Annotated in this window: 18 protein-coding genes; 2 read left to right on the forward strand and 16 right to left on the reverse strand. The window is 65.0% G+C overall.

The window, feature by feature from the left end; genetic code table 11:
- Positions 1-46: 46 nt before the first annotated feature.
- The 8 genes from rseP to RE429_RS12790 all read right to left on the reverse strand — a co-directional run bounded on the left by rseP (position 47) and on the right by RE429_RS12790 (position 7678).
- Entirely contained in the window at positions 47-1189 is a 1143-nt protein-coding gene (gene rseP / locus RE429_RS12755) for an RIP metalloprotease RseP (RefSeq protein WP_414471141.1), read from the reverse strand.
- 31 nt (positions 1190-1220) lie between these two features.
- The gene (gene dxr / locus RE429_RS12760; protein WP_414471142.1) at positions 1221-2387 is read right to left on the reverse strand and encodes a 1-deoxy-D-xylulose-5-phosphate reductoisomerase; all 1167 of its coding nucleotides are present in this window, start codon (positions 2385-2387) and stop codon (positions 1221-1223) included.
- A 7-nt stretch (positions 2388-2394) separates the two neighbouring features.
- Positions 2395-3219 (reverse strand): phosphatidate cytidylyltransferase, encoded by an 825-nt coding sequence (locus RE429_RS12765; protein ID WP_414471143.1) that lies wholly within the window; start codon positions 3217-3219, stop codon positions 2395-2397.
- A gap of 26 nt (positions 3220-3245) precedes the next feature.
- Positions 3246-4013 (reverse strand): isoprenyl transferase, encoded by a 768-nt coding sequence (locus tag RE429_RS12770; RefSeq protein ID WP_414471144.1) that lies wholly within the window; start codon positions 4011-4013, stop codon positions 3246-3248.
- A 27-nt stretch (positions 4014-4040) separates the two neighbouring features.
- Positions 4041-4601 carry a ribosome recycling factor gene (frr, locus tag RE429_RS12775; RefSeq protein WP_414471145.1) on the reverse strand — a complete coding sequence of 187 codons (561 nt, stop codon included), beginning with the start codon at positions 4599-4601 and terminating at the stop codon, positions 4041-4043.
- Positions 4602-4831: 230 nt separating this feature from the next.
- On the reverse strand, positions 4832-5497 hold the full coding sequence (gene pyrH / locus RE429_RS12780) for a UMP kinase (protein ID WP_414474188.1): 666 nt from the start codon (positions 5495-5497) through the stop codon (positions 4832-4834).
- A 127-nt stretch (positions 5498-5624) separates the two neighbouring features.
- A complete protein-coding gene (gene tsf / locus RE429_RS12785) occupies positions 5625-6554 on the reverse strand; it encodes a translation elongation factor Ts (protein ID WP_414471146.1) in 930 nt (309 codons plus the stop codon).
- Positions 6555-6661: 107 nt separating this feature from the next.
- Complete coding sequence (locus RE429_RS12790; protein WP_414471147.1) at positions 6662-7678, reverse strand: 30S ribosomal protein S2; 1017 nt, start codon at positions 7676-7678, stop codon at positions 6662-6664.
- 556 nt (positions 7679-8234) lie between these two features.
- On the opposite strand from RE429_RS12790, the gene RE429_RS12795 reads away from it, so the two are divergent.
- On the forward strand, positions 8235-9548 hold the full coding sequence (locus RE429_RS12795; protein ID WP_414471148.1) for an MFS transporter: 1314 nt from the start codon (positions 8235-8237) through the stop codon (positions 9546-9548).
- A gap of 128 nt (positions 9549-9676) precedes the next feature.
- On the opposite strand, the gene dnaE is transcribed toward RE429_RS12795, so the two are convergent.
- Both dnaE and RE429_RS12805 read right to left on the reverse strand, forming a co-directional pair.
- The gene (dnaE, locus tag RE429_RS12800; RefSeq protein WP_414471149.1) at positions 9677-13150 is read right to left on the reverse strand and encodes a DNA polymerase III subunit alpha; all 3474 of its coding nucleotides are present in this window, start codon (positions 13148-13150) and stop codon (positions 9677-9679) included.
- Positions 13151-13644: 494 nt separating this feature from the next.
- Positions 13645-14196 (reverse strand): Crp/Fnr family transcriptional regulator, encoded by a 552-nt coding sequence (locus RE429_RS12805; RefSeq protein ID WP_414471150.1) that lies wholly within the window; start codon positions 14194-14196, stop codon positions 13645-13647.
- 65 nt (positions 14197-14261) lie between these two features.
- Here RE429_RS12805 and RE429_RS12810 point away from each other — a divergent pair, with 65 nt between their 5' ends.
- Positions 14262-14816 carry a hypothetical protein gene (locus RE429_RS12810; protein ID WP_414471151.1) on the forward strand — a complete coding sequence of 185 codons (555 nt, stop codon included), beginning with the start codon at positions 14262-14264 and terminating at the stop codon, positions 14814-14816.
- 32 nt (positions 14817-14848) lie between these two features.
- Here RE429_RS12810 and RE429_RS12815 read toward each other — a convergent pair whose 3' ends face one another.
- From RE429_RS12815 to RE429_RS12840, 6 genes are all read right to left on the reverse strand, one after another.
- On the reverse strand, positions 14849-15544 hold the full coding sequence (locus RE429_RS12815) for an ABC transporter ATP-binding protein (protein WP_414471152.1): 696 nt from the start codon (positions 15542-15544) through the stop codon (positions 14849-14851).
- 2 nt (positions 15545-15546) lie between these two features.
- Positions 15547-16821, reverse strand: a complete 1275-nt coding sequence (locus RE429_RS12820; RefSeq protein WP_414471153.1) for a lipoprotein-releasing ABC transporter permease subunit — start codon at positions 16819-16821, stop codon at positions 15547-15549.
- 6 nt (positions 16822-16827) lie between these two features.
- Positions 16828-18156: a proline--tRNA ligase gene (gene proS / locus RE429_RS12825; RefSeq protein WP_414471154.1), complete on the reverse strand. Its 1329-nt coding sequence runs from the start codon at positions 18154-18156 to the stop codon at positions 16828-16830.
- Positions 18157-18889: 733 nt separating this feature from the next.
- On the reverse strand, positions 18890-19225 hold the full coding sequence (locus RE429_RS12830) for a DUF1467 family protein (RefSeq protein WP_414471155.1): 336 nt from the start codon (positions 19223-19225) through the stop codon (positions 18890-18892).
- A 10-nt stretch (positions 19226-19235) separates the two neighbouring features.
- Positions 19236-19640 (reverse strand): methylmalonyl-CoA epimerase, encoded by a 405-nt coding sequence (mce, locus tag RE429_RS12835; protein ID WP_414471156.1) that lies wholly within the window; start codon positions 19638-19640, stop codon positions 19236-19238.
- Between the two features lie 32 nt (positions 19641-19672).
- Positions 19673-21346, reverse strand: coding sequence for a ribonuclease J (locus RE429_RS12840; protein ID WP_414471157.1), 1674 nt, complete (start codon positions 21344-21346; stop codon positions 19673-19675).
- Positions 21347-21366 lie beyond the last annotated feature (20 nt).

Consider the following 21366-nt stretch of genomic DNA (forward strand, 5'->3'; position numbering starts at 1 on the left):
GTCACGTTCTCGCCCCCACAAAACTTGTGGCAAGGTGAACGAGCCCTCACCCGAACGAGCGCGTCAGGTCGCTCCAGGTGGCCAGGAGCATCATCATCGCCACGAAGGCGAATCCGATCCTGAAGCCGATCTCCTGGGCCCTTTCGCTCAAGGGACGGCCACGGACGGCTTCGATGGCGTAGAACAGCAGGTGCCCGCCATCCAGCAACGGAATGGGGAAAAGGTTAATGAGCCCGATCGAAACCGACATGAAGCCGATCAGGTTCACCAGGCTGTAGAGCCCGCCGATTTCATAGGCGGTGCCGGCGATTCGAGCGATTCCGACCGGTCCGGAGAGCTGATCGAGCGATTCCCGCCCGATCACGAGGCGGCGCAGGAAATTGACGGTCCGGTCGACCTGATTCCAGGTATCGACGGCGCCCGCCTTCAGGGCTCCCCAAGGGGAATAGGAGATCCGTTTGATCGCCGAGCGGTCCTGCGGAGCCTGGACCCCGAGAAGGCCGATCCGCTGCTTCCCGAAGGGCGTGTCCTTCTCCTCGACCTTGGGAACGGCCGTGAGATTGACCGTCCTGCCGTCGCGATCGACCTCGAATGTCAGGGCCTCTCCCGAGCTCGAGCTGACGATCATCTGCATGTCGGCGAAAGTCTCGATCCGCGTCCCGTCGATGGAGCGGATCACGTCATGGGGCTCGAAGCCCGCCGCCTCGGCGGCGCTCCCGGGGATCACCCGTTCGATCACCGGCTCCAGGACCATGCGCCCGCTGAAATAGTTGAAGCCTGCGAAAATGGCGATCGCCAGGATGAAATTGGCGATCGGCCCGGCCGCGACGGTCGCGGCGCGCTTGGCGACATTTTGATGGGGAAAACTGATCGCCCGCTGCTCGGGCGACATCAGCCGGGCCGCATCCGTGTCCGGCACGCTCGCGGCGTTCATGTCGCCGACGAACTTCACGTAGCCGCCTAAGGGAATCGCCGAGATCTTCCAACGGGTGCCGTTCCGGTCGGTCCACCCGATGAGCTCGCGCCCGAAGCCGATGGAGAAGGCCGTCACGCCGATTCCGCACCGGCGCCCGACCCAGTAGTGGCCGTATTCGTGGATGAAGACGACGACCGTCAGCACCACGAGGAAGGCGAACAGCGTCAGGGCCAGAGACCCGGTCGCTCCGCCGATTGTCGAAAGCCATTCCATTTTCGTTCCTTCCGCGCCCGGGCAGGGCGCCTCAAAGCCGCTTGCCGGGAACGAGCCGCCTCGCCCTGTCGCGGGCCTCGCCGTCGACGGCGAGAGCCTCCGCGACCGTCGCAGGAGCGTTCCCGGTTCCGGAGAAGCTTGAGCAAACCTCCTCAACGATCTCCGATATTGCGTAAAATCCTATATGGTCGGCCATATATGCCTCGACCGCGATCTCGTTGGCCGCGTTCAGGATCGTGGGGACCGACCCGCCGGCCTCGAGCGCGGCCCTGGCCAGAGCGAGGCACGGGAACCGCAGCTCGTCCGCCCGCTCGAAGGTTAAGCGGCCAATCGCGGCGAGATCGAGACGGGGCAGGTTCATGGGAATCCGCTCCGCCCCGCGCATGGCGTTCGCGATGGGCACCTTCATGTCGGGAAGCGCCAGCCCGGCCGTCAACGCCCCGTCGGTCCATTGCACGAGGCCGTGAACGATGGCCTCCGGGTGAACGAGCACGTCGAGCCGCTCGGCTTCGAGGTCGAACAGATGGTGAGCCTCGATCAGCTCCAGCCCTTTGTTCATGAGGGTGGCCGAGTCGATATTGATCTTGGCGCCCATGGACCAGACCGGATGGGCCGAAGCCTCCCGGGCGCCGGCCCCTGCGATCCGCTCCCGCGGCCAGGTCCGGAACGGGCCGCCGCTCGCGGTGATCACAGCCTTTTCCACATTCCGGTTCTGGCCAGCCGCCAGGGCATGATCGAGGGCGTTGTGCTCGGAATCCACAGGCACGACCTCGACGCCGCGACGCCGCGCGTCGGCCATGAAGGCGGCGCCTGCGCAGACAAGGCTTTCCTTGTTGGCGAGCGCGATCCGCCGTCCCGGCTTGAGGGCCGCATGGGTGGGCTCCAGGCCCGCCGTGCCGCTGATCGCCGCGAGCACGATGTCGGTCGGCCGGTCGACCGCTTCGAGCACGGCGGAGCGGCCCGCCCCGCACCCGATCCCCGTTCCGGCGAGCGCAGCCTTGAGGTCCGCATGGGCGCGCTCGTCGGCCAGAGCCGCGAATCTGGCCCCGAGGCTCTTCGCCTTGTCGGCAAGCGCCTGCACGTTGGAACCGCCGACGACCGCCTCGACATGGAACTCGTCCCGATGCGCCAGAACCACTTCCGCCGTGGAACGGCCGATGGAGCCGGTGGCTCCGAGGATCGTAAGAGAACGTGCCATAAAAGGACTAAGCAGCTCCGTGCGCGGCGAAAAGGACGAGCCCGACGATGAGGCACACGGCCCAGAAGCCGTCGAGACGGTCCATCACACCGCCATGCCCAGGAATAAGATGGCTCGAATCTTTGATGTCGCAATGGCGCTTGAGTGCGGATTCTCCCAGATCCCCGATCTGGCTGGCGACGGACGCCACCGCCGACAACGCGATCGTGCTCCAGGCGCCGAGGGTGTGCTCCAGGCCGAAGCGCTCGCCCACGGACACGACCAGGAGGCCGACCAGAATTGCGGCAAAAAGTCCGCCGAGGAACCCGGACCAGGTTTTCTTCGGGCTGACGGCCGGGCAGAGCTTGGGCCCTCCCAGGGTACGACCCGTAAAATAGGCCGCGATATCGGTCGCCCACACGACCCCGAACATCCAGACCAGCCCGAGCAGGCCGATCTCCGGATAGGCCCGCACCAGCGGGGGCACGAGCACGATGACTGCCGCATAGACGAAGCCGGACGCAGCCCAGAGCCTGCCCTCCCGGCCCTTCGCGAGAAGAACGCCGATAACGAGCGTGACCAGCGCCACCGCTCCCCCGGCCGCGACGCTCCCGCCGGAGAGGAGGAGCAGCGTCAGGGTCGCCAGCCCCAAGCCGAGAACCGCCTGGACGCTCCGGCGCGGCTCGACCCTGGTCATGTCGGTCCACTCGATCATGATCGCGATGCCGGCGGCGAGCCAGAACAGGGCGAAGGGCCATCCGCCCCAATAGGCGGTGCCGAGAGCCAGCGCGACCATGACGATCGCGGAGATCACCCGGGTTCTGAGTTCACTGGATGGAGTTTTCGGAGCCAAGGCCGGACCTTCGGTGCTGGCCATCGTCAGCTGGCCCTGGCGCTCAGTCCGCCGAACCGCCGGTCGCGCCGGCGATACTCGTCGAGCGCGGCCTTGAAAGCGGCCTCGTCGAAATCGGGCCAGAAGACCGGAAGAAAAACGAACTCGGAATAGGCCGTCTGCCACGTCAGGAAGTTCGACACCCGTTGCTCGCCCGAGGTGCGGATGACGAGATCCGGATCCGGGATGTCGCGGGTATCGAGGAATGCGCCGAGCATGCGCATATCGATGGCGTCGGGGTCCAGCACACCCTCCTTCACCTTCCGGGCCAGAGCCCGGACGGCGCTGACGATCTCCTGGCGGCCACCGTAATTGAACGCGATCACGAGGTTCAGGCCCGTATTGCCCCGGGTCAACTGCTCGGCCTCGTCCAGCAGAAGGCGGATGTCGGAGGTGAGCCCCTCCCGCTCGCCGATGATGCGGACCCGCACATTGTTGGAGTGGAGTTCTGCGAGGTCATGGCGCACGAAGCGTTTGAGCAGCCCCATGAGGAAGGAAACCTCCTCCTCGGGACGGCGCCAGTTCTCGGCGGAAAAGCTGTAGACGGTGAGGTGGCGGATGCCGAGATCGGTCGCCGTGCGGACAGCCCGGCGGATCGCCTCGATGCCCTTCCGGTGCCCCTCGAAGCGAGGCAGGCCTCTCTGAGCGGCCCAGCGGCCGTTTCCATCCATGATGATGGCAACATGGGCCGGCAGCCCCTCGCCTTCCCTGTCGGGAGCAAGAATGGGAGCCGACCGCTTGGCTTCGCCGCTCATGATAAGGTTCCGATGCAAGTCAATGGCTTAGACTTGCATGATTTCCTTTTCCTTGGCCACCAGGAGCTGCTCGATTTCGGCCACGAACTGATCGGTGGCCTTCTGCACCTGCTCGCCGTCGCGCTTGGCGTCGTCCTCGCTGATGGCCGAGTCCTTCTCGAGCTTCTTGAGCAGATCGAGACCGTCGCGGCGAACGTGGCGAACCGCGATGCGCGCCTCTTCGGCGTATTTATGCGCGACCTTCACCATTTCCTTGCGGCGCTGCTCGTTCATCTCGGGGATCCGCAGGCGGATGACCTGGCCCTCGGTCTGGGGGTTGAGTCCGAGGTCCGATTCACGGATCGCCTTCTCCACGGCGGAGACCATGCCGCGGTCCCATACCTGCACGCTCAGCAGGCGCGGCTCCGGCACGTTCACCGTGGCGACCTGCGAGATCGGCATCATGGCGCCGTAGGCATCGATCTGAATCGGATCGAGGAGGTTGGGCGAGGCGCGGCCCGTGCGGAGGCTGCCCAGGTCGTTCTTGAAAGCGTTGATGGCGCCCTGCATGCGGCGCTTCACATCGGCGAGGTCAAAGGTCGTAGCCATGAGATCTTTTCCTTACGCGAACTGTCTATGAACGGGCTTACGCTGCCCGGGGTCCGGCATCAAGGCCCCCTGGAGCATCGGACGGGGAAAGTGGATGCCACTTTGGGATCGATCCGATGCTCACGTTTCAGGCCCCGCATCGTTTCGGCGGGAAACCGGCGGCCCGCGTCTGCGGACCTGGAACGACGCCGGTGAAAGCCGGCGCCTTTTATGCACAGAATGCGCCCTGCTCAGGGGACGACGGCCGTCGACGGCACCCTTCCGAGGAGAAGATCGGTCACGGAGCTCGGAGCATGGACCGAGCCGACGATGATCGAGAGCCTGCTTTCCCGCGCGAGCGCGAAGGCCGCAGTGTCCATCACCTTCAGGTCCTTGGCGATAGCCTCGTCATGGGTAAGCCGATCGAACCGGATCGCCTCGGGGTCCTTCTTGGGGTCGGCGGAATAGACGCCATCGACCTGGGTCGCCTTGAGCACCGCATCGCATTTCAGCTCCGCCGCGCGGAGCACGGCCGCCGTGTCGGTCGTGAAGAACGGGTTGCCGGTGCCGCCCGCGAGAACGATCACCTGGCCCTTGTCCAGGTGGTGCAGCGCGGGCTGGCGGGCGTAGGTTTCGCAGATCGTGGGCATGGACACCGCCGACATCGTGCGCGCGGGCACCCCGGCGGCGTTCAGGGCCGTTTCGACGGCCAGCGAGTTCATGACCGTTCCGAGCATGCCCATGGAATCGGCCGTGGGGCGATCGATCCAGCCGGCGGCGCTCATGCGGGCGCCCCGGATGATGTTGCCGCCGCCGATCACGACGGCGATCTCGAAGCCCGCCCTGGTGGCGTTGGCGAGGTCCTGGGCAAGGCTCGAAAGGACTTGCGTATCGAGCCAGTATCCGTCGGGAGCCATCAAAGCCTCTCCCGAAAGCTTCACCAGAATGCGCCGGAATTGTGCCACTGTCGGACTCTCCTATCGGTTGACAGATCCTCTCATGAAAACGGCGGCTGTGAAGCCGCCGTTCTTGAGTTTCGTAACCTTAGGCCTTGAGACCGGCCTGGGCCGCGACTTCCGCCGCGAAATCCGGGGCCTCTTCCTTCTCGATGCCCTCGCCGAGAGCGTAGCGGACGAAGGCCTTCAGGGCGACCGGCTTGCCGGCCTTGGACTCGGCTTCCTTGAGAACCTGCGTCACGGTCTTCGACGGATCGTGCACGAAAGGCTGCTCGAGGAGCGTCACTTCCTTGAAGTAGCTCTTCAGGCCGCTCTCGACGATCTTCTGCATGACGTTGTCGGGCTTGCCGGCGTTCTTGTCGCGCAGGATCGCGGTCTCGCGGTCGATGGTGGCCTGGTCGACACCCGAAGAGTCGAGCGCGACCGGGTTGGTCGCCGCCACGTGCATGGCGATCTGACGGCCGAGCGTGCTCAGAGCATCGACATCGCCCTCGGATTCGAGCGCAACCAGCACGCCGATCTTGCCGAGGCCTTCGGACACGGCGTTGTGCACGTAGGACGCGATCACGCCCTTCGAGACTTCGAGCTTGGCGGTACGGCGCAGGGTCATGTTCTCGCCGATGGTGGCGATGAGCTCCTGCAGGCGATCCTTCACCGTGACGCTGGAGCCCGGGAAGGTCGCGGCCTCGAGCGTCTCGATGGTGCCGTTCCCGTTCAGGCCGATCTTGGCGGCTTCGCGGACGAAGGCCTGGAACTGGTCGTTGCGGGCGACGAAGTCCGTCTCCGAGTTGACCTCGAGAATGGTGGCGGTGTGACCGGACGACTCGACGGCGACGAGGCCTTCGGCAGCGACGCGGCCGGCCTTCTTGGCGGCCTTGGAGAGACCCTTCTTGCGGAGCCAGTCGATGGCGGCTTCCATGTCGCCGTTGGTTTCGGCGAGAGCAGCCTTGCAGTCCATCATGCCGGCGCTGGTCGTCTCGCGCAGCTCCTTCACCATCGCAGCGGTGATATTCGCCATGGCTTATCCTTTCACGGGTTCTTGCATAGAGGGAGCCCGGCGCTCATGGAACGCCGGGCTCGAGCATTCGTTCAAGCGCCGCCGGTGTCGAGGCGGCGCCGAGAGACTTACGCCGCGGCGGCTTCGATCATCGAGCGGGCCTGGTCGATCCAGCCGTCGCGCTCGAGACGGCCGTTCAGCTTCAGGTCCTTGTCGAGCTGAGCGATGTCGCCGGCCTGCATGGCGGCGATCTGCCAGTAGTGGAAGATGCCGGCTTCGTTCAGCTTCTTCTCGAGCTGCGGGCCAACGCCGTTGAGCTTGGTCAGATCGTCCGGAGCGCCGCGGGGAGCGGCCAGACGCTCGAACTGCTCGCCTTCGTAGGCGGGGGTGTCGTTCGCCGGGAGTTCTTCGGCCATCGGGTTCTCGGACTCGCCGATATCGATGCCCATGGCGCCGGCGCCGCGGGAGATGCCGTCGAGAGCGGCGCGGGCGACGAGATCGCAATACAGCGAGATCGCGCGACCGGCGTCGTCGTTAGCCGGGACCGGGAAAGCGATGCCGTCCGGATCGCAGTTCGTGTCGACGATGGCGGCCACCGGGATGCCGAGGCGGTTCGCCTCCTTGATCGCCAGCTGCTCCTTGTTGGTGTCGATGACGAAGATCAGGTCGGGCGTGCCGCCCATGTCCTTGATGCCGCCGAGAGCGCGCTCGAGCTTTTCCTTCTCACGGGCGAGCATGAGGCGCTCTTTCTTCGTGAGGCCCTGGCCGCCGCCGGCGAGGATCTCGTCGACCTTGCGCAGGCGCTGGATCGAGCCGGAAATCGTCTTCCAGTTGGTGAGCATGCCGCCGAGCCAGCGGGAGTTCACGTAGTACTGAGCCGAACGCTTGGCAGCATCGGCGACGGCATCGGCAGCCTGACGCTTCGTGCCGACGAAGAGCACGCGGCCGCCCTTGGCCACCGTGTCGCTGACGGCCTGGAGAGCGCGGTGCATCATCGGGACCGACTGAGCGAGGTCGATGATGTGGATATTGTTGCGGGTGCCGAAGATGTATTGACCCATCTTCGGGTTCCAACGGTGGGCCTGGTGGCCAAAGTGAGCGCCAGCTTCCAGCAGCTGACGCATCGAGAAATCGGGAAGCGCCATAGTTATTCTCCGGTTAAGCCTCCGCGGAACAGTAGGCCGGACCTTCCGGCCACCGGGATACCTCATGGGCTCACGAGGCGGTTTCCGCGTGTGGGATGCGGGCGCATATAGGGGCAACCGGCTCGAAATGCAAGTTGAAAGAGCCGTCCGCCCCACGGGCGGCGCGAGGGGCGGAAACGTCCCTCCGCGCAGCGCCGCCCGGCGGCCGGGAGAAGCGCCCTGGAGGGCCCCTCCCCGAGAGGCCGACCGCTTAGCGGCCGCTTGCCGGCATTTCTCCCCTCCAGATCCCTCGGCTGACATGGCCCGTCATGATGTCCTTGAGCGATTCGCCGGCGAGACCGGCCGCCCGCGATGCGGACCTGTCGGACGGACAGGAGAGCACCAGCTGCCGAGTTCGGCCACGTGGATGAGAGTCCGAAGCCGTGCGGTATCCATGCCATCTATATAGTTTCGCTGTAGCTGATCGAAGTACATTGCTGATGTGGCATGGCTTGGGAAGGGCTAGGAGTCGGAACAGGCGCGCCGAAGCCTGAAGTCAGCCTCTTTGAGCACCCCGATGATCAACGCCAAGCTTTTGTCCCGCAAACCTTTGCCCTGCCAGCCTTTGCCCCGGCCGAACCACAATCCGCGCGAATGGCAGGATGATCACGCCGGTGTCGGCGCCCCGCGCGCCCCGCAATGGACCGAGCGCGGAACCCCGGCCTACCGGCGGATCAGCCTGGCTCTCTTCCTGGCGGGCTTCGCGACCTTCTCGCTGATCTACGCGGTGCAGCCGCTCCTGCCACACCTGGTGGAGGAGTTCGGCGTCAGCCCCTCGGCGGGCTCCCTCGCGCTCTCGCTCACGACCGGCTGCCTCGCCTTCGCGATCCTGTGCGCCGGAGCCATTTCGGAAACCGTCAGCCGCCGTGCGCTGATGTTCGGCTCGATGTGCGGCGCGGCGATTCTCCATGTGGGAAGCGCCATCGCCCCGGACTGGCACATGCTGCTGGTGCTCCGCGCGCTCGAAGGCCTCGTGCTCGGAGGGGTGCCGGCGGTCGCGATGGCGTATCTCGCCGAGGAGATCCACCCGAAGGCCCTCGGCACGGCGATGGGTCTCTATGTGGGAGGAACCGCCTTCGGGGCCATGCTCGGCCGGATCGGCGCCGGAGTGGTGACCGAGTATTTCTCCTGGCGCGTCGCATCCGGCGGGATCGGAGTGCTGGGGCTCTTGGCTTCCCTGGGCTTCTTCGCCCTCCTGCCGCCATCGCGGAATTTCTTCCCGCGCACCGCCGGGGGAATGCTGGCTCACCACCGGGAGACGTGGTTGAAGCACCTGCGGACGCCCGGCCTGCCGCTGCTCTTCCTGACGGGCTTTCTCGCGCTCGGGATCAACGTCACCATGTTCAACTACCTGACGTTCCGCCTGAGTTCCGCCCCCTTCGACCTCACGCCCGCCCAGATCGGCGCGATTTTTCTGGTCTATCTCCTCGGAGCGATCGCCTCGACGCTCGCCGGCAATCTGGCGGACCGGCTCGGACGCTCACCCATCCTGCTCGCCGGAATCGCCACCATGGCGGCTGGAACCGCCCTGACGCTCTCGTCGTCGCTCGCGGGCGTGATCGCCGGGGTGATCGCCAGCACGATCGGCTTCTTCATCACCCACTCGGTCGCGAGCGGCTGGGTCGGTCGCCTCGCCGTCGGGTCCAAGGGCCACGCCTCGTCCCTCTACCTGCTCGCGTATTATGTCGGCTCCAGCGTGATGGGCACGGTGGGAGGCTGGTTCTGGGCAGGCGGCGGCTGGAACGCCGTCGCGGGCCTCGTGGCGATCATGCTCGCGGTCGCGCTCGCCGCCGCGCTGGGTCTGGGAAGGATCGAGCGGCGGAGCGCCTGACGCTCCGCTGCGCCAGCGCCCCGCTCTAGAGCCTTTTCCATGACCTTCGGTTCATGGAAAAGGCTCCTGTTGTTTGAGAAAGACGCCTTTTCTTCGCAAAACCGGCATCCACTTTTGCGGAAAAGGCTCTAGCTCATCTGCACCTCGACCACCCCGGGCACGGCGCGGAGAGCGCCGGCGATCTGGGGCGTGGCCATGTACTTGCCGGGGAGCTTCACTTCGACCTCCCGGTCGCCGTCGTCGAGGATCAGCACGAGAGACACCTCGCCCTCGCCTCTCACCTTCAGGCGTTCGTAGACGCTGGAAATGGGGCGCTCGTCGCGCAGGAAGATCCGCATTCCCTTCTGGTGCTTGGCGATAGCCTCCTCCAGGGGTTCGGCCATGCCGATCCGCGCCCTCACCTCCTCGCCCTCGACGCCCGCCTGAAGCATCAGGACGACGGCGGTCCCGGGCTCCAGCACGTCGCGCAGACGCATGAGCCCTTCCGAGAAGATGATGGCCTCGAACTGCCCGGTCTGATCCGAGAGGGTCAGGATGCCCATCTTGTTGCCGGTCTTCGTGCGCCGCTCCTGCCGGTCGAGAATGGTGGCCGCGACCTTGCCGACGGAGTTGCCCGCCTTCACGGAGCGGCAAAAATCGGCCCAGCTCTGCACGCGCAGCTTCTGGAGCAGATCGCCGTATTCGTCGAGCGGATGGCCCGAGAGGAAGAAGCCGACGGCATCGTACTCCCGCTGCAGCCGCTCGGCGGAGGGCCAGGGCTCATAGGGAGGGATGCGAAGCTGCACGTCCGCCGAGGCCATGCCGCCGAACATGTCGATCATGCCGCCATTGGCCGCCTCGTAGGATTGCTGCGCGAGGCTCATCATGGCGTCGATGGAGGCGCAGGCCTTCGCCCGGTCCGGCTCCAGTTCGTCGAAAGCGCCGGCCGCGATGAGGTTTTCGAGCGTGCGCTTGTTGAGCGCCTTGGGATTGATGCGGCGCGCGAAATCCGCGAGATCCTTGAAGGGCTCGTCGCCCCTCGCCTCCACCACCGCCTCGATGGCCTGGCGGCCCACGCCCTTCACGGCGGCCAGCGCGTAGAGGATGGAGCCCTGCCCCTCCTGGTCATAGACCACGTCGAACACCACGCCCGAGCGGTTGATGGTGGGCGGGATCACCTTGAAGCCGAGACGCTGCGCCTCGCGGCGGAATTCCGAGAGCTTGTCCGTGTTGTCGAGATCGAGCGTCATCGACGCGGCCAGGAACTCGACCGGGAAATTCGCCTTGAGATAGGCGGTCTGGAATGCCACGAGGGCGTAGGCCGCCGCGTGGCTCTTGTTGAAGCCGTAATCGGCGAATTTCGCGAGCAGATCGAAGATCTCGTCGGCTTTCGCCTTGTCGAGGCCGTCCTTGGCGGAGCCGGCGACGAAGCGCTCGCGCTGCGCGTCCATTTCGGCCTTGATCTTCTTGCCCATGGCGCGGCGCAGAAGGTCGGCGTCGCCGAGCGAGTAGCCGGCGAGGACCTTCGCGACCTCCATCACCTGCTCCTGGTAGACGATGATGCCGAAGGTCTCGCGCAGGATCGGCTCCAGTTTGTCGTGGGGATACCAATCCTTCTTGTTGTGCTCGTCCTTTCCGAGCTTGCGCGCGCAATAGACCGGAATGTTCGCCATCGGGCCCGGGCGGTAGAGCGCCACGAGCGCGATGATGTCCTCGAAACGGTCGGCCTCCATTTCGACGAGCGCCTTGCGCATGCCGACCGATTCCACCTGGAACACGCCGACCGTTTCGCCGCGCCGGAGCATCTCGTAGGTCTTGCGGTCGTCGAGCGGCAGCGCCGACAGATCGATGTGAATGTCCTTGCGCTTGATGAGGTCGACCGCCGTGCGCAGCACGGTGAGCGTCTTCAGGCCGAGGAAGTCGAACTTCACGAGGCCCGCCTGCTCGACCCATTTCATGTTGAACTGGGTCACGCGCATGCCGGTCTTCGGGTCTCGGTAGAGCGGCACCAGCTCCTGCAGCGGACGGTCGCCGATCACGACGCCCGCGGCGTGCGTCGATGCGTGACGGTGCAGCCCCTCGAGTTTCTGCGCGATGTCGAGCATGCGCTTGACGACCGGCTCCTCCTCGATGGCGGCCTGCAGTTTCGGCTCGCCTTCGATGGCCTGCGCCAGGGTCACCGGATTGGCCGGGTTCTGCGGAACCAGCTTGGTGAGCTTGTCGACCTGGCCGTAAGGCATTTCGAGCACGCGGCCCACGTCGCGCATCACGCCGCGCGCCAGAAGCGTACCGAACGTGATGATCTGAGCGACCTGCTCCTCGCCATAGCGCTTCTGCACGTATTCGATCACGCGCTCGCGGCCTTCCACGCAGAAGTCGATGTCGAAGTCGGGCATCGACACGCGTTCCGGATTGAGGAAGCGCTCGAAGAGCAACGTGAAGCGCAATGGATCGAGATCGGTGATCGTGAGCGCGTATGCCACGAGAGAGCCCGCACCCGAGCCGCGGCCCGGACCGACGGGAATGTCGTGCTGCTTCGCCCATTTGATGAAGTCCGCCACGATGAGGAAGTAGCCGGGGAACTTCATCTTGCGGATGATGCCGATCTCGAACGCGAGCCGGTCCTGGTAATCCTGCTCGGTCAGGCCCGGCGCGGGACCATGCGCGGCAAGCCTCCTGGCGAGCCCCTCCTCCGCCTGGCGCTGCAGCTCCTCGCCCTCGTCGAGCGTGGCTGCGTCGGCGCCGGTGCCGAAACTCGGCAGGATGGGCTTGCGGGTCCGCACGCGCGTCGAACAGCGCATGGCGATTTCGACGGTGGCGCCGAGCGCATCGGGCAGATCGGAGAACAGCTCCATCATCTGCTGGCGCGTCCTGAAGCAATGCTCGGGCGACAGGCGGCGGCGATTGTCGTTGGAAACGATCTGGCCTTCCGCGATGGCCAGCAGCGCGTCGTGCGCCTCGTAGTCCTTCGACGAGGAGAAGAATGGCTCGTTGGCGGCCACGATGGGAAGGCCGTTGCGGTCGGCGAGCGCGATCAGTTCGCCCTCCACCATCCGCTCCTCGTCGAGGCCGTGGCGCTGGATCTCCACGTAAAGCTGATGGCCGAAGGCGCTCTTGAGCATGTCGAGGCGCGCCTGCGCCAGCTCCTGGCGGCCGCCGTTGCGCAAGGCGCAATCGAGCGGGCCGGAAAAGCCGCCGGTCAGGGCGATGAGGCCTTCGCTGTGGGTCGCGAGAATGGGAGCAGCGACCCGCGGCGACTCGCCGAGGGGCACGCCGAAATAGGCATGGCTCACGAGCCGCATGAGGTTGCGGTAGCCCTCCTCCGTCTGCGCGAGCAGCACGATATTGGCGGGCTGGGGCACGACCCGGGCGACCGGATCCGGCTCCTCGAAGCAGACCGAGAGCTGGACGCCGGCAATGGGCTGAATACCCGACCCGGCCATCTTCTCCGAGAATTCGAGCGCGCCGAACAGATTGTTGGTGTCGGTCAGCGCCAGGGCCGGCTGCCTGTCGGCCGCCGCGAGCTTCTGCAGCTGCGCGACTTTCAGGGCCCCCTCGAGCAGCGAATACGAGGAGTGCACGTGCAGATGGACGAAGCCGACGTCTTGGAGAATGCGCGCCATGAAACTCTACTCAGACAATGGCGCGCATATTGCCACGATTCTCGCCCCTGAATCTCTACCGGGGCGTGGGAAGGACGATCCTCCTGTGAATCCCGTGGATTTGTGTAGATTGCGGGTATCAGGCGATCGGCGCCAGGACCAGGGCCCAGATTGCCACGGCGGATCCGAACACGATTAGAGAGGTGATTTCAGCGGCGGTTTCGATGATGATGCGAAGCATGTCTGATCTCCTGTTCTCTGTGTGTTCATTTATGTTCGTTGAATGTTCCTTGTAAAGTCATTGCGGTGCAGGCTGTGGAGACACGGTGAATCGAGCCTTAAGGAAGTCCCTGGGGGGCCTGGTCTCCCACCTGCCACGGCCGCACGTGTTGCGGCGCTCCGCGCCTTCCCGAGCCAGTGGATAAGTGGTGGATGCCCGGCACAAGGTCGGGCATGACGCTCGGAATCGCTTCCGAAAGGAAGAAAGCCCCCAGGGCAATTGCACGATCAGCCCGTCACGAGTGGTCCTGCCGTGGTCCGTAACGCCGCTTTGCCATCTCCCGGTAGAGAGCTTCCGGGCTCACGCCGATCTCCGCTGCCAGCGCGGCCCACCGGCCCCGTGGCGGAACAGGTCCATGATATTCTACCCACGCGTCGAGACGTGCGGCGACCGTTCGCATGGAGACGATCTCTACCTGAAGACGTGCCCTCTGGACCTCATGGGCCAGCCGTCGCCCCCAGGCCCACGCCAGTTCGTGGTTCTCTGCCAGCCGCTTCAGGAAGTCGCGTTTGGGGATCGCGCATGTACGGGTTTCGACGACCGCATGTGCGTCGCAATGGTACCTCTCCGAATAGACGGAGGCTTCCGCCAGAACGTCATTCACCGCGGCGCGCTGGAGAATGAGGGTCAGGCCGTCCGCCTGGTGACGCGCCAGATGGATCCTCCCAGCCTGAACCCAATGAATGAAGCTTACTGGAGCCCCAAGCCGGAAAACCGTATCGCCCGCTCGGTACTCGAACCTGTGGCGGGAGGCATCCAGAAAGAGGCTCTCAATGACATCGGACATGATTACTATCATGTAGGCCTGCGGCAACCCCGTGCAAGACAGTGTTCTCATGAAGGAGATGTCACATGTTGCGAAAAGCGATTGCCTTTGCTGTCCTGATCCCGCTGAGCGCCTTTGCGCAGGGGGACGGTAAAAGTCATTACGATGACCACGCGATGCATGGTGGAGGGGGCAGGGTTCCGGAGCAGGCTGGACAGAGTGCCTTTGCGGCCATTCAGGAGATCGTCGAGATATTGGAAGCCGACCCAAAGACGGATTGGTCGACGGTCGATCTCGAAGTCCTCCGCCAGCACCTCGTGGACATGAACAACGTGACTCTGGCTTCGAATGTCACGAGCGAACCTGTGAAGAGCGGAATGCACTTTACCGTGAGGGGCTCAGGCCCTGTTCTCGATTCCATCCGCAGGATGGTTACCGCTCATGCGGCTACGATGTCCGGCGTTTCAGGCTGGACCTTCCACGCGGACGATGTCGAAGACGGCGCATCGTTGACAGTGCTCGTCCCAGACCAGGACCTCACGAAGCTACGGGCGCTCGGCTTCATAGGTGTGATGACCCGAGGTATGCACCATCAGCAGCATCACATGATGCTTGCGAGGGGCGAGCACCCTCACCAGTGACCGCGCATTGACCCGTTCCAGTAATCGTGGTGTCACGGCAATTGCACGATCAGCCCGTCACGGATCGTCACGCGGCGGTCCATGCGGGCCGCGAGCTCCAGGTTGTGCGTGGCGATCAGCGCCGCGAGGCGCGAGGCGCGCACGATGGCGACCAGCGTCTGGAAGACGCGGTCGGCGGTATGCGGGTCGAGATTGCCGGTCGGCTCGTCCGCCAGCAGCAGGCGCGGTGCGTTGGCGACCGCGCGGGCGATGGCGACCCGCTGCTGCTCGCCGCCGGAGAGCTCGCCGGGACGGTGCTTGAGGCGCTTGCCCAGCCCCAGGAAGGTCAGGAGCTGGCTCGCGCGGTCTTCGGCTTCGGCCTTCGGCAGGCCACGGATGAGCTGCGGAATCACCACGTTCTCGATCGCCGACAATTCCGGCAGCAGGTGATGGAACTGGTAGACGAAGCCCAGTTCCTCCCGGCGCACGCGGGTGCGCTCCTTGTCGCTCATATGCGATGTCGGCTTGCCGCCGACGAAGACCTCGCCTCCGTCGGGCTTTTCGAGAAGGCCCGCGACGTGGAGCAGGGTCGATTTTCCCGTTCCCGAAGGCGCGATGAGGGCCACGATTTCGCCCGGCCAGATCGCGAGTTCGGTGCCGCGCAGAACCTCGAGGAACGTGTCCCCTTGCGGATAGCGGCGCTCGACATGTGAAAGGTGGAGAGCTGGCTGGGTTTGTCCGGACGCCATATCTAACCGTAACGCAACGCTTCGACGGGATCGAGCTTCGCGGCCCGCCAGGAGGGATAGAGGGTCGCCAGCAGCGACAGGACCATCGCCATGATGAGAATGGTCGCGACCTCGGTGGGATTCACGTCGGCCGGCAACCGGCTGAGGAAATAGAGCTCCGCCGGGAACAGGTTGGTGTTCGTCAGCCGGGAGATGACATCGCGGATGTGCTCGACATTGAGCGCGAGGAGCAGCCCGAGCCCGAACCCCGCGAGGGTGCCGACGATGCCGATGGACGCGCCCGTGATCAGGAAGATGCGCATCACGGCTCCGCGCGTCGCCCCCATGGTGCGCAGGATCGCGATGTCGCTGGACTTGTCCTTCACGAGCATGATGAGGCCGGAGATGATGTTGAGCGCGGCCACCAGAACGATGAGCGTGAGGATGAGGAACATCACGTTCCGCTCCACCTCCAGAGCCCCGAAGAAGGTGCGGTTGCGCTGCCGCCAGTCGGTCATCAGAATCGGCCTGCCCGCCGCCTCCTCGATGGCGACGCGGGCCTGATCCACCTTGTCGGCGTCGTTGAGATAGACCTCGATCAGCTGCACGTCGCCCTGGCGGTTGAAGTAGTTCTGCGCCTCGGTGAGCGGCATGAACACGAAGGTGGAATCGAACTCCGACATGCCGATCTCGAACACGGCCTTGACCGGATATCCCTTCACCCGCGGCGCGGTGCCGAACGGCGTCGCGGCGCCCCGCGGCGTGATCAGGGTGAGCGTGTCTCCGGCCTGTATCGACAGGGCCTCGGCCAGGCGTCGTCCGATGACGACGCCCTCGCCTTCGTCGAACTTGTCCAGGGACCCCTGCCGGATATTGCCCGCGATGTGCTCGATCTGGCGCAGATCGTTGCCGCGAATGCCGCGCACGAGGACGCCGCTGCCGTTGTACTGCGAGGATCCGAAGGCCTGGCCCTCGACCAGCGGGATCGCACGCTTCACGCCCGGCACGGCGGCGATGCGGGCGGCGACCTCCGGGTAGTCGGTGAGCGGTCTCTCGATGGGCGCCACGAAGATATGGCCGTTGATGCCCACGATCTTGTCGAGCAGCTCCTTGCGAAAGCCGTTCATGACCGAGAGCACCACGATGAGCGTCGCGACGCCCAGCATGATCCCCAGGAACGAGAAGCCGGCGATGACCGAAACGAACCCCTCCCGCCGTCGCGTGCGCAGGTAGCGCCCGGCGAGCATCCACTCGAAGAGCGAGAAAGGCTTGGTTCCGGTCGGTGCTTCTTTGGCCATGTGGGCTTATTTATGTGCCGTCAGCCGGGTGACCACCTCGTCGACCGACAAAAGCGCGCGCTCGCCGGTCGCACGGTTCTTCATCTCCACCTTGCCCTCAGTGAGGCTCTTCGGCCCGATCAGCACCTGCCACGGAACGCCGATGAGATCGGCGGTGGCGAACTTGCCGCCGGGACGCTCGTCGCGATCGTCATAGAGCACGTCGCGGCCCGCCGCTGAGAGCTCGCGGTACAGGCGCTCGCTTGCCGCGTCGGTGCCGGAATCCCCCACCTTCAGGTTGAGGATCGCCACGTCGAACGGAGCCACGGCCTCGGGCCAGACGATGCCGTTCTCGTCGTGGCTCGCCTCGATGATGGCGGCGATCAGGCGGCTCGGGCCGATGCCGTAGGAGCCCATATGGACCGGCTTCTCCTGCCCGTCGGGTCCCATGACCTTCGCGCCCATCGGCTCGGAATACTTGGTTCCGAAATAGAAGATATGGCCGACCTCGATACCGCGGGCCGACATCTTCCTGTCGGCGGGAACCGCGTCGAAGGCCGCGGCGTCGTGCATTTCCGACGTGGCTGCATAGAGCGACGTCCACTTGTCGACGGTGCTCTGCAGACCGGCGACGTCGTCGAAGTTCGTGTCCGCCGGCGGGGTCGCGTAATCCAGGTAATCGGCGTGGCAGAACACCTCGCTCTCGCCGGTGGCGGCGAGAATGATGAATTCGTGGCTCAAGTTGCCGCCGATGGGGCCGGTGTCGGCGCGCATCGGGATCGCCTTCAGGCCCATGCGGGCGAAGGTGCGAAGATAGGCCACGAACATCTTGTTGTAGGAATGGACCGCGCCCTGCTGATCCAGGTCGAAGGAATAGGCGTCCTTCATCAGGAACTCGCGGGAGCGCATCACGCCGAAGCGCGGGCGCACCTCGTCCCGGAACTTCCACTGGATATGGTAGAGGTTCAGGGGCAGGTCCTTGTAGGAGCGCACATAGCCCCGGAAGATCTCCGTGATCATCTCCTCGTTGGTGGGTCCGAAGAGCATGTCGCGCTCGTGCCGGTCCTGGATGCGCAGCATCTCCTTGCCATAGGCGTCGTAGCGGCCCGATTCCCGCCAGAGATCGGCCGACTGGATGGTCGGCATCAGCAGCTCGATGGCGCCGGAGCGGTTCTGCTCCTCGCGGACGATGGCATTGATCTTGTTGAGCACCTTCAGGCCTAGCGGCAGCCAGGCATAGATGCCCGCCGCCTCCTGGCGGATCATGCCGGCGCGCAGCATCAGGCGGTGGGAAACGATCTCCGCCTCTTTCGGCGTCTCGCGGAGAATGGGGAGGAAATAGCGGCTCAAACGCATAGGACGCCTTCAGTCTCGATCAGGAATGGAACGGTGAGTCACGACTCGGTTTCAGCACACAACACAGGCCACGGCGAAAAGACAAGCCGCCATCCAGCCCGGAGGCCTGCGGCGCAATGGATTAGACCAAAGATCAATACAATAAGTGCCGTAAAATGCATCAGGGCATGCCCAAAAATAGTGACACCGTGGGGGAAGCCAACTATAAAACAGTCGCAACGTCTCAGACCTTCAAATAGGCAGAGGCTGCGGTCCGAGTTTCGGGAGGAACGCGATCCCCAAGCGCCGGTTCAGGCGCTGGTGCTAGAAAACCAGGGGTCAGAACAACGCCAAAAGGCAGTTGAGCAAGGCGAAAGCCTTGCTTTTTTCTTTTATCGCCCCTGTTTTCTCGACTTCTCCCAGCCGTGCCCCGTCTCATGCCGGGCTCGTAGGGGCCAGCCGGCAGGGCATCGCCCCGGGCCGATGCCCCCAGGCGAGCGGCGGTCGCGCTGCGCACCAGGGTCGGCGGCCACGACGGGAAACGGCCATGGGCGCAGAAGACCATGGCAGCGAGGCCATAAGCCGGCCTTTCGAAAGAGCCCCTTAGCGCATCGTGCGAGACGGTGGATTCCGCCTTTCACGTCCGATGCGCTAGAGCCATTTCGGCAAAAGTGGATGCCGGTTCTGCGAAGAAAAGGCGTCTTTCTCAAACAACAGGAGCCTTTTCCATGAACCGAAGGTCATGGAAAAGGCTCTAGAGCCCCGCGAGCGGGAAGACCGCCGCTGCGAAGACCAGGACGACGGCCGACACCAGGCTCGTCCAGATCGCCTTCTCCTGGAGCCCGTGGGCGGTCGGGGCGCCCGGCTCGGTGCCGGCGACGACATCCCCGCTCTCGGCCTGGCTGCGCACGCCGAAGGGAAGGATCGCGAAGAGCAGGATCCACCAGATCACGAAGTAGAGCGCGATGCCCCCGCTCAGCCGCAGATCGAAACCGGCCACCACGATGGCAACGGCGATGCCCGTGACGACGAGCACGGCGGCCAGGGTGGACCATAGGGTGGAGGAAAGGGCCTTTATCAATCTTGTCAACAGCTTGTCCTCAGGCTTGTTCGAGTTCGATGAGGGTTCCGTTGAAATCCTTGGGATGCAGGAAAAGCACCGGTTTTCCGTGAGCTCCGATCTTCGGCTCGCCCGAACCCAGCACCCTGGCCCCGGAATTCACAAGCCGGTCCCTCGCGGCCAGGATATCCTCCACCTCGTAGCAGATATGGTGGATTCCGCCATCCGGGTTTCTCTCCAGGAAGCGGCCGATGGGGGAGTCGCCGCCGAGGGGCTCCAGAAGCTCGATCTTGGTGTTCGGCAGAGACACGAAGACTACCGTGACGCCGTGCTCCTCCAGGGCGTCGGGCTCGGACACCTGCGCCCCGAGCGTGTCGCGGTAGAGCCGCGATGCCGCCGCGATATCGCGGACGGCGATGGCGACGTGGTTCAACCGACCCAGCATGATGTCTCCCTCAAGGATAGGAACGTGCCCTCTTATACCTCGATGACGAGCACATGGCAGGCGGGCTTCTTGCCCCATTCCTGATTGACGGCGGCGCGCACGGCCCGGTGGACGGCGTTCTCGACGGCTTCGGGATCGCGGCGCTTGGCCTTGGACAGGCTGTCGAGGAGATCCGCCACCGCATCGGCGACGATGTCGGTCAGATCGCGGCCCTGCCGGTTCTTCTCGGGCAGCCCCATCACGTCCACCACCGGATCGCCCGCGATCTCGCCGCGGTCGTCGATGGCGATGGCGACCGTCACGATGCCCGCAAACGCCAGCTTCCGGCGCTCCGGGATCGCCCGCTCGCCTGCCGGGATGACGATATTGCCATCCTTGTAGACGCGTCCGGCCGGGACGGTATCGACGATCTCGGCCTTGCCGGGCGCGAGGCGCACAAGAGTGCCGTTCTTCGCCCGCACCACTTCCGGCACGCCCTGCTGGCGCGCGAATTTGGCATGTTCGGCGAGGTGCAGCGGCTCGCCGTGGGCCGGAACCGCGATGCGCGGCTTCGTCCACTCGTACATCTTCGCCAGTTCGCCCCTGCGGGGATGGCCGGAGACGTGCACCAACTCCGTGCGGTCCGTCACGACCTCGATCCCCTGCTCGATGAGGCTGTTGATGATGGACCCGATACCCTTCTCGTTTCCGGGAATGGCGCGGGACGAGAAGATCACGCGGTCTCCGGCCGTCAGCGTGATGTCGGGATGCTCGCGGGATGCGATGCGGGCAAGGGCGGCGCGGGGCTCGCCCTGCGAGCCCGTGAGGACGGCGACGACCTTGTCCCTCGGCATGTAGCCGAAATTCTCGGCGGAGCGGAATTCAGGCAGGTTGTCGAGATAGCCGCACTCTTTCGCGACCTCCACCACGCGGTCCATGGCCCGGCCGACCACGACCACCTCGCGGTCGCACTCCCGCGCCGCTTCCGCCACCGAGCGGATGCGGGCGACGTTCGACGCGAACGTGGTGACGGCGACGCGATGCGGCGCATCCTTGATGAGCGTGGCGAGATTCCTCGCGACATCCGCCTCGCTCGGGCTTTCGCCCTCCCGCACCACATTGGTGGAATCGCACACGAGCGCGAGAACGCCCTCTTCGCCCAGCTTGCGGAAGGTTTCCTCGGAGGTGAGACTCCCGAGATAGGGTGTCGGATCGAGCTTCCAGTCGCCCGTATGGACCACCAGCCCTTGGGGGGTACGGATGGCGAGCGCATTGGATTCGGGAATCGAATGCGCCACCGGCACGTACTCGATGTCGAAGGGACCGAGATTCAGGCGCTGCCCGGGAGCGATCTCATTGAGGTCCACCTTCGGCGCATCGGCCTCGGACAGTCGGCGGGTCTCGAGAAGCCCGATGGCGAATTTGGTCGCATAGACCGGCGCGCGCAGGCGCGGCCACATCTCCACAAGGGCGCCGATATGGTCTTCATGCGCATGGGTGATGAAGATCCCGAGCAGGTTGTGGCGCTCCTCTTCGATGAAGCGCAGGTCCGGATAGACGAGGTCGATCCCCGGCAGCTGTTCCTCGCCGCCGAATCCCATGCCGCAATCGACGAGGATCCATTGCCGGTCTGTCTCGGAGCCGAAGCCGTAAAGGGCGGCATTCATGCCGATTTCGCCGAGTCCGCCGAGGGGCAGAAAAACCAATTCGTCCTGGGAGGATGCCATACTTGATCAAGACCTTGTCA

Origin of the sequence: Microvirga sp. M2 (genome assembly GCF_047497095.1) — a bacterium.
Lineage (GTDB): Bacteria > Pseudomonadota > Alphaproteobacteria > Rhizobiales > Beijerinckiaceae > Microvirga.

What these genes read in the sequence shown, in the direction of transcription:
- rseP (WP_414471141.1), bottom strand. Translation starts at nt 1,189, where the DNA reads ATGGAATGGCTTTCGACAATCGGCGGAGCGACCGGGTCTCTGGCCCTG.
- dxr (WP_414471142.1), bottom strand. Translation starts at nt 2,387, where the DNA reads ATGGCACGTTCTCTTACGATCCTCGGAGCCACCGGCTCCATCGGCCGT.
- RE429_RS12770 (WP_414471144.1), bottom strand. Translation starts at nt 4,013, where the DNA reads ATGAGCGGCGAAGCCAAGCGGTCGGCTCCCATTCTTGCTCCCGACAGG.
- frr (WP_414471145.1), bottom strand. Translation starts at nt 4,601, where the DNA reads ATGGCTACGACCTTTGACCTCGCCGATGTGAAGCGCCGCATGCAGGGC.
- pyrH (WP_414474188.1), bottom strand. Translation starts at nt 5,497, where the DNA reads ATGGCTCCCGACGGATACTGGCTCGATACGCAAGTCCTTTCGAGCCTT.
- tsf (WP_414471146.1), bottom strand. Translation starts at nt 6,554, where the DNA reads ATGGCGAATATCACCGCTGCGATGGTGAAGGAGCTGCGCGAGACGACC.
- RE429_RS12790 (WP_414471147.1), bottom strand. Translation starts at nt 7,678, where the DNA reads ATGGCGCTTCCCGATTTCTCGATGCGTCAGCTGCTGGAAGCTGGCGCT.
- RE429_RS12795 (WP_414471148.1), top strand. Translation starts at nt 8,235, where the DNA reads ATGATCAACGCCAAGCTTTTGTCCCGCAAACCTTTGCCCTGCCAGCCT.
- dnaE (WP_414471149.1), bottom strand. Translation starts at nt 13,150, where the DNA reads ATGGCGCGCATTCTCCAAGACGTCGGCTTCGTCCATCTGCACGTGCAC.
- RE429_RS12805 (WP_414471150.1), bottom strand. Translation starts at nt 14,196, where the DNA reads ATGTCCGATGTCATTGAGAGCCTCTTTCTGGATGCCTCCCGCCACAGG.
- RE429_RS12810 (WP_414471151.1), top strand. Translation starts at nt 14,262, where the DNA reads ATGTTGCGAAAAGCGATTGCCTTTGCTGTCCTGATCCCGCTGAGCGCC.
- RE429_RS12815 (WP_414471152.1), bottom strand. Translation starts at nt 15,544, where the DNA reads ATGGCGTCCGGACAAACCCAGCCAGCTCTCCACCTTTCACATGTCGAG.
- RE429_RS12820 (WP_414471153.1), bottom strand. Translation starts at nt 16,821, where the DNA reads ATGGCCAAAGAAGCACCGACCGGAACCAAGCCTTTCTCGCTCTTCGAG.
- proS (WP_414471154.1), bottom strand. Translation starts at nt 18,156, where the DNA reads ATGCGTTTGAGCCGCTATTTCCTCCCCATTCTCCGCGAGACGCCGAAA.
- mce (WP_414471156.1), bottom strand. Translation starts at nt 19,640, where the DNA reads ATGCTGGGTCGGTTGAACCACGTCGCCATCGCCGTCCGCGATATCGCG.
- RE429_RS12840 (WP_414471157.1), bottom strand. Translation starts at nt 21,346, where the DNA reads ATGGCATCCTCCCAGGACGAATTGGTTTTTCTGCCCCTCGGCGGACTC.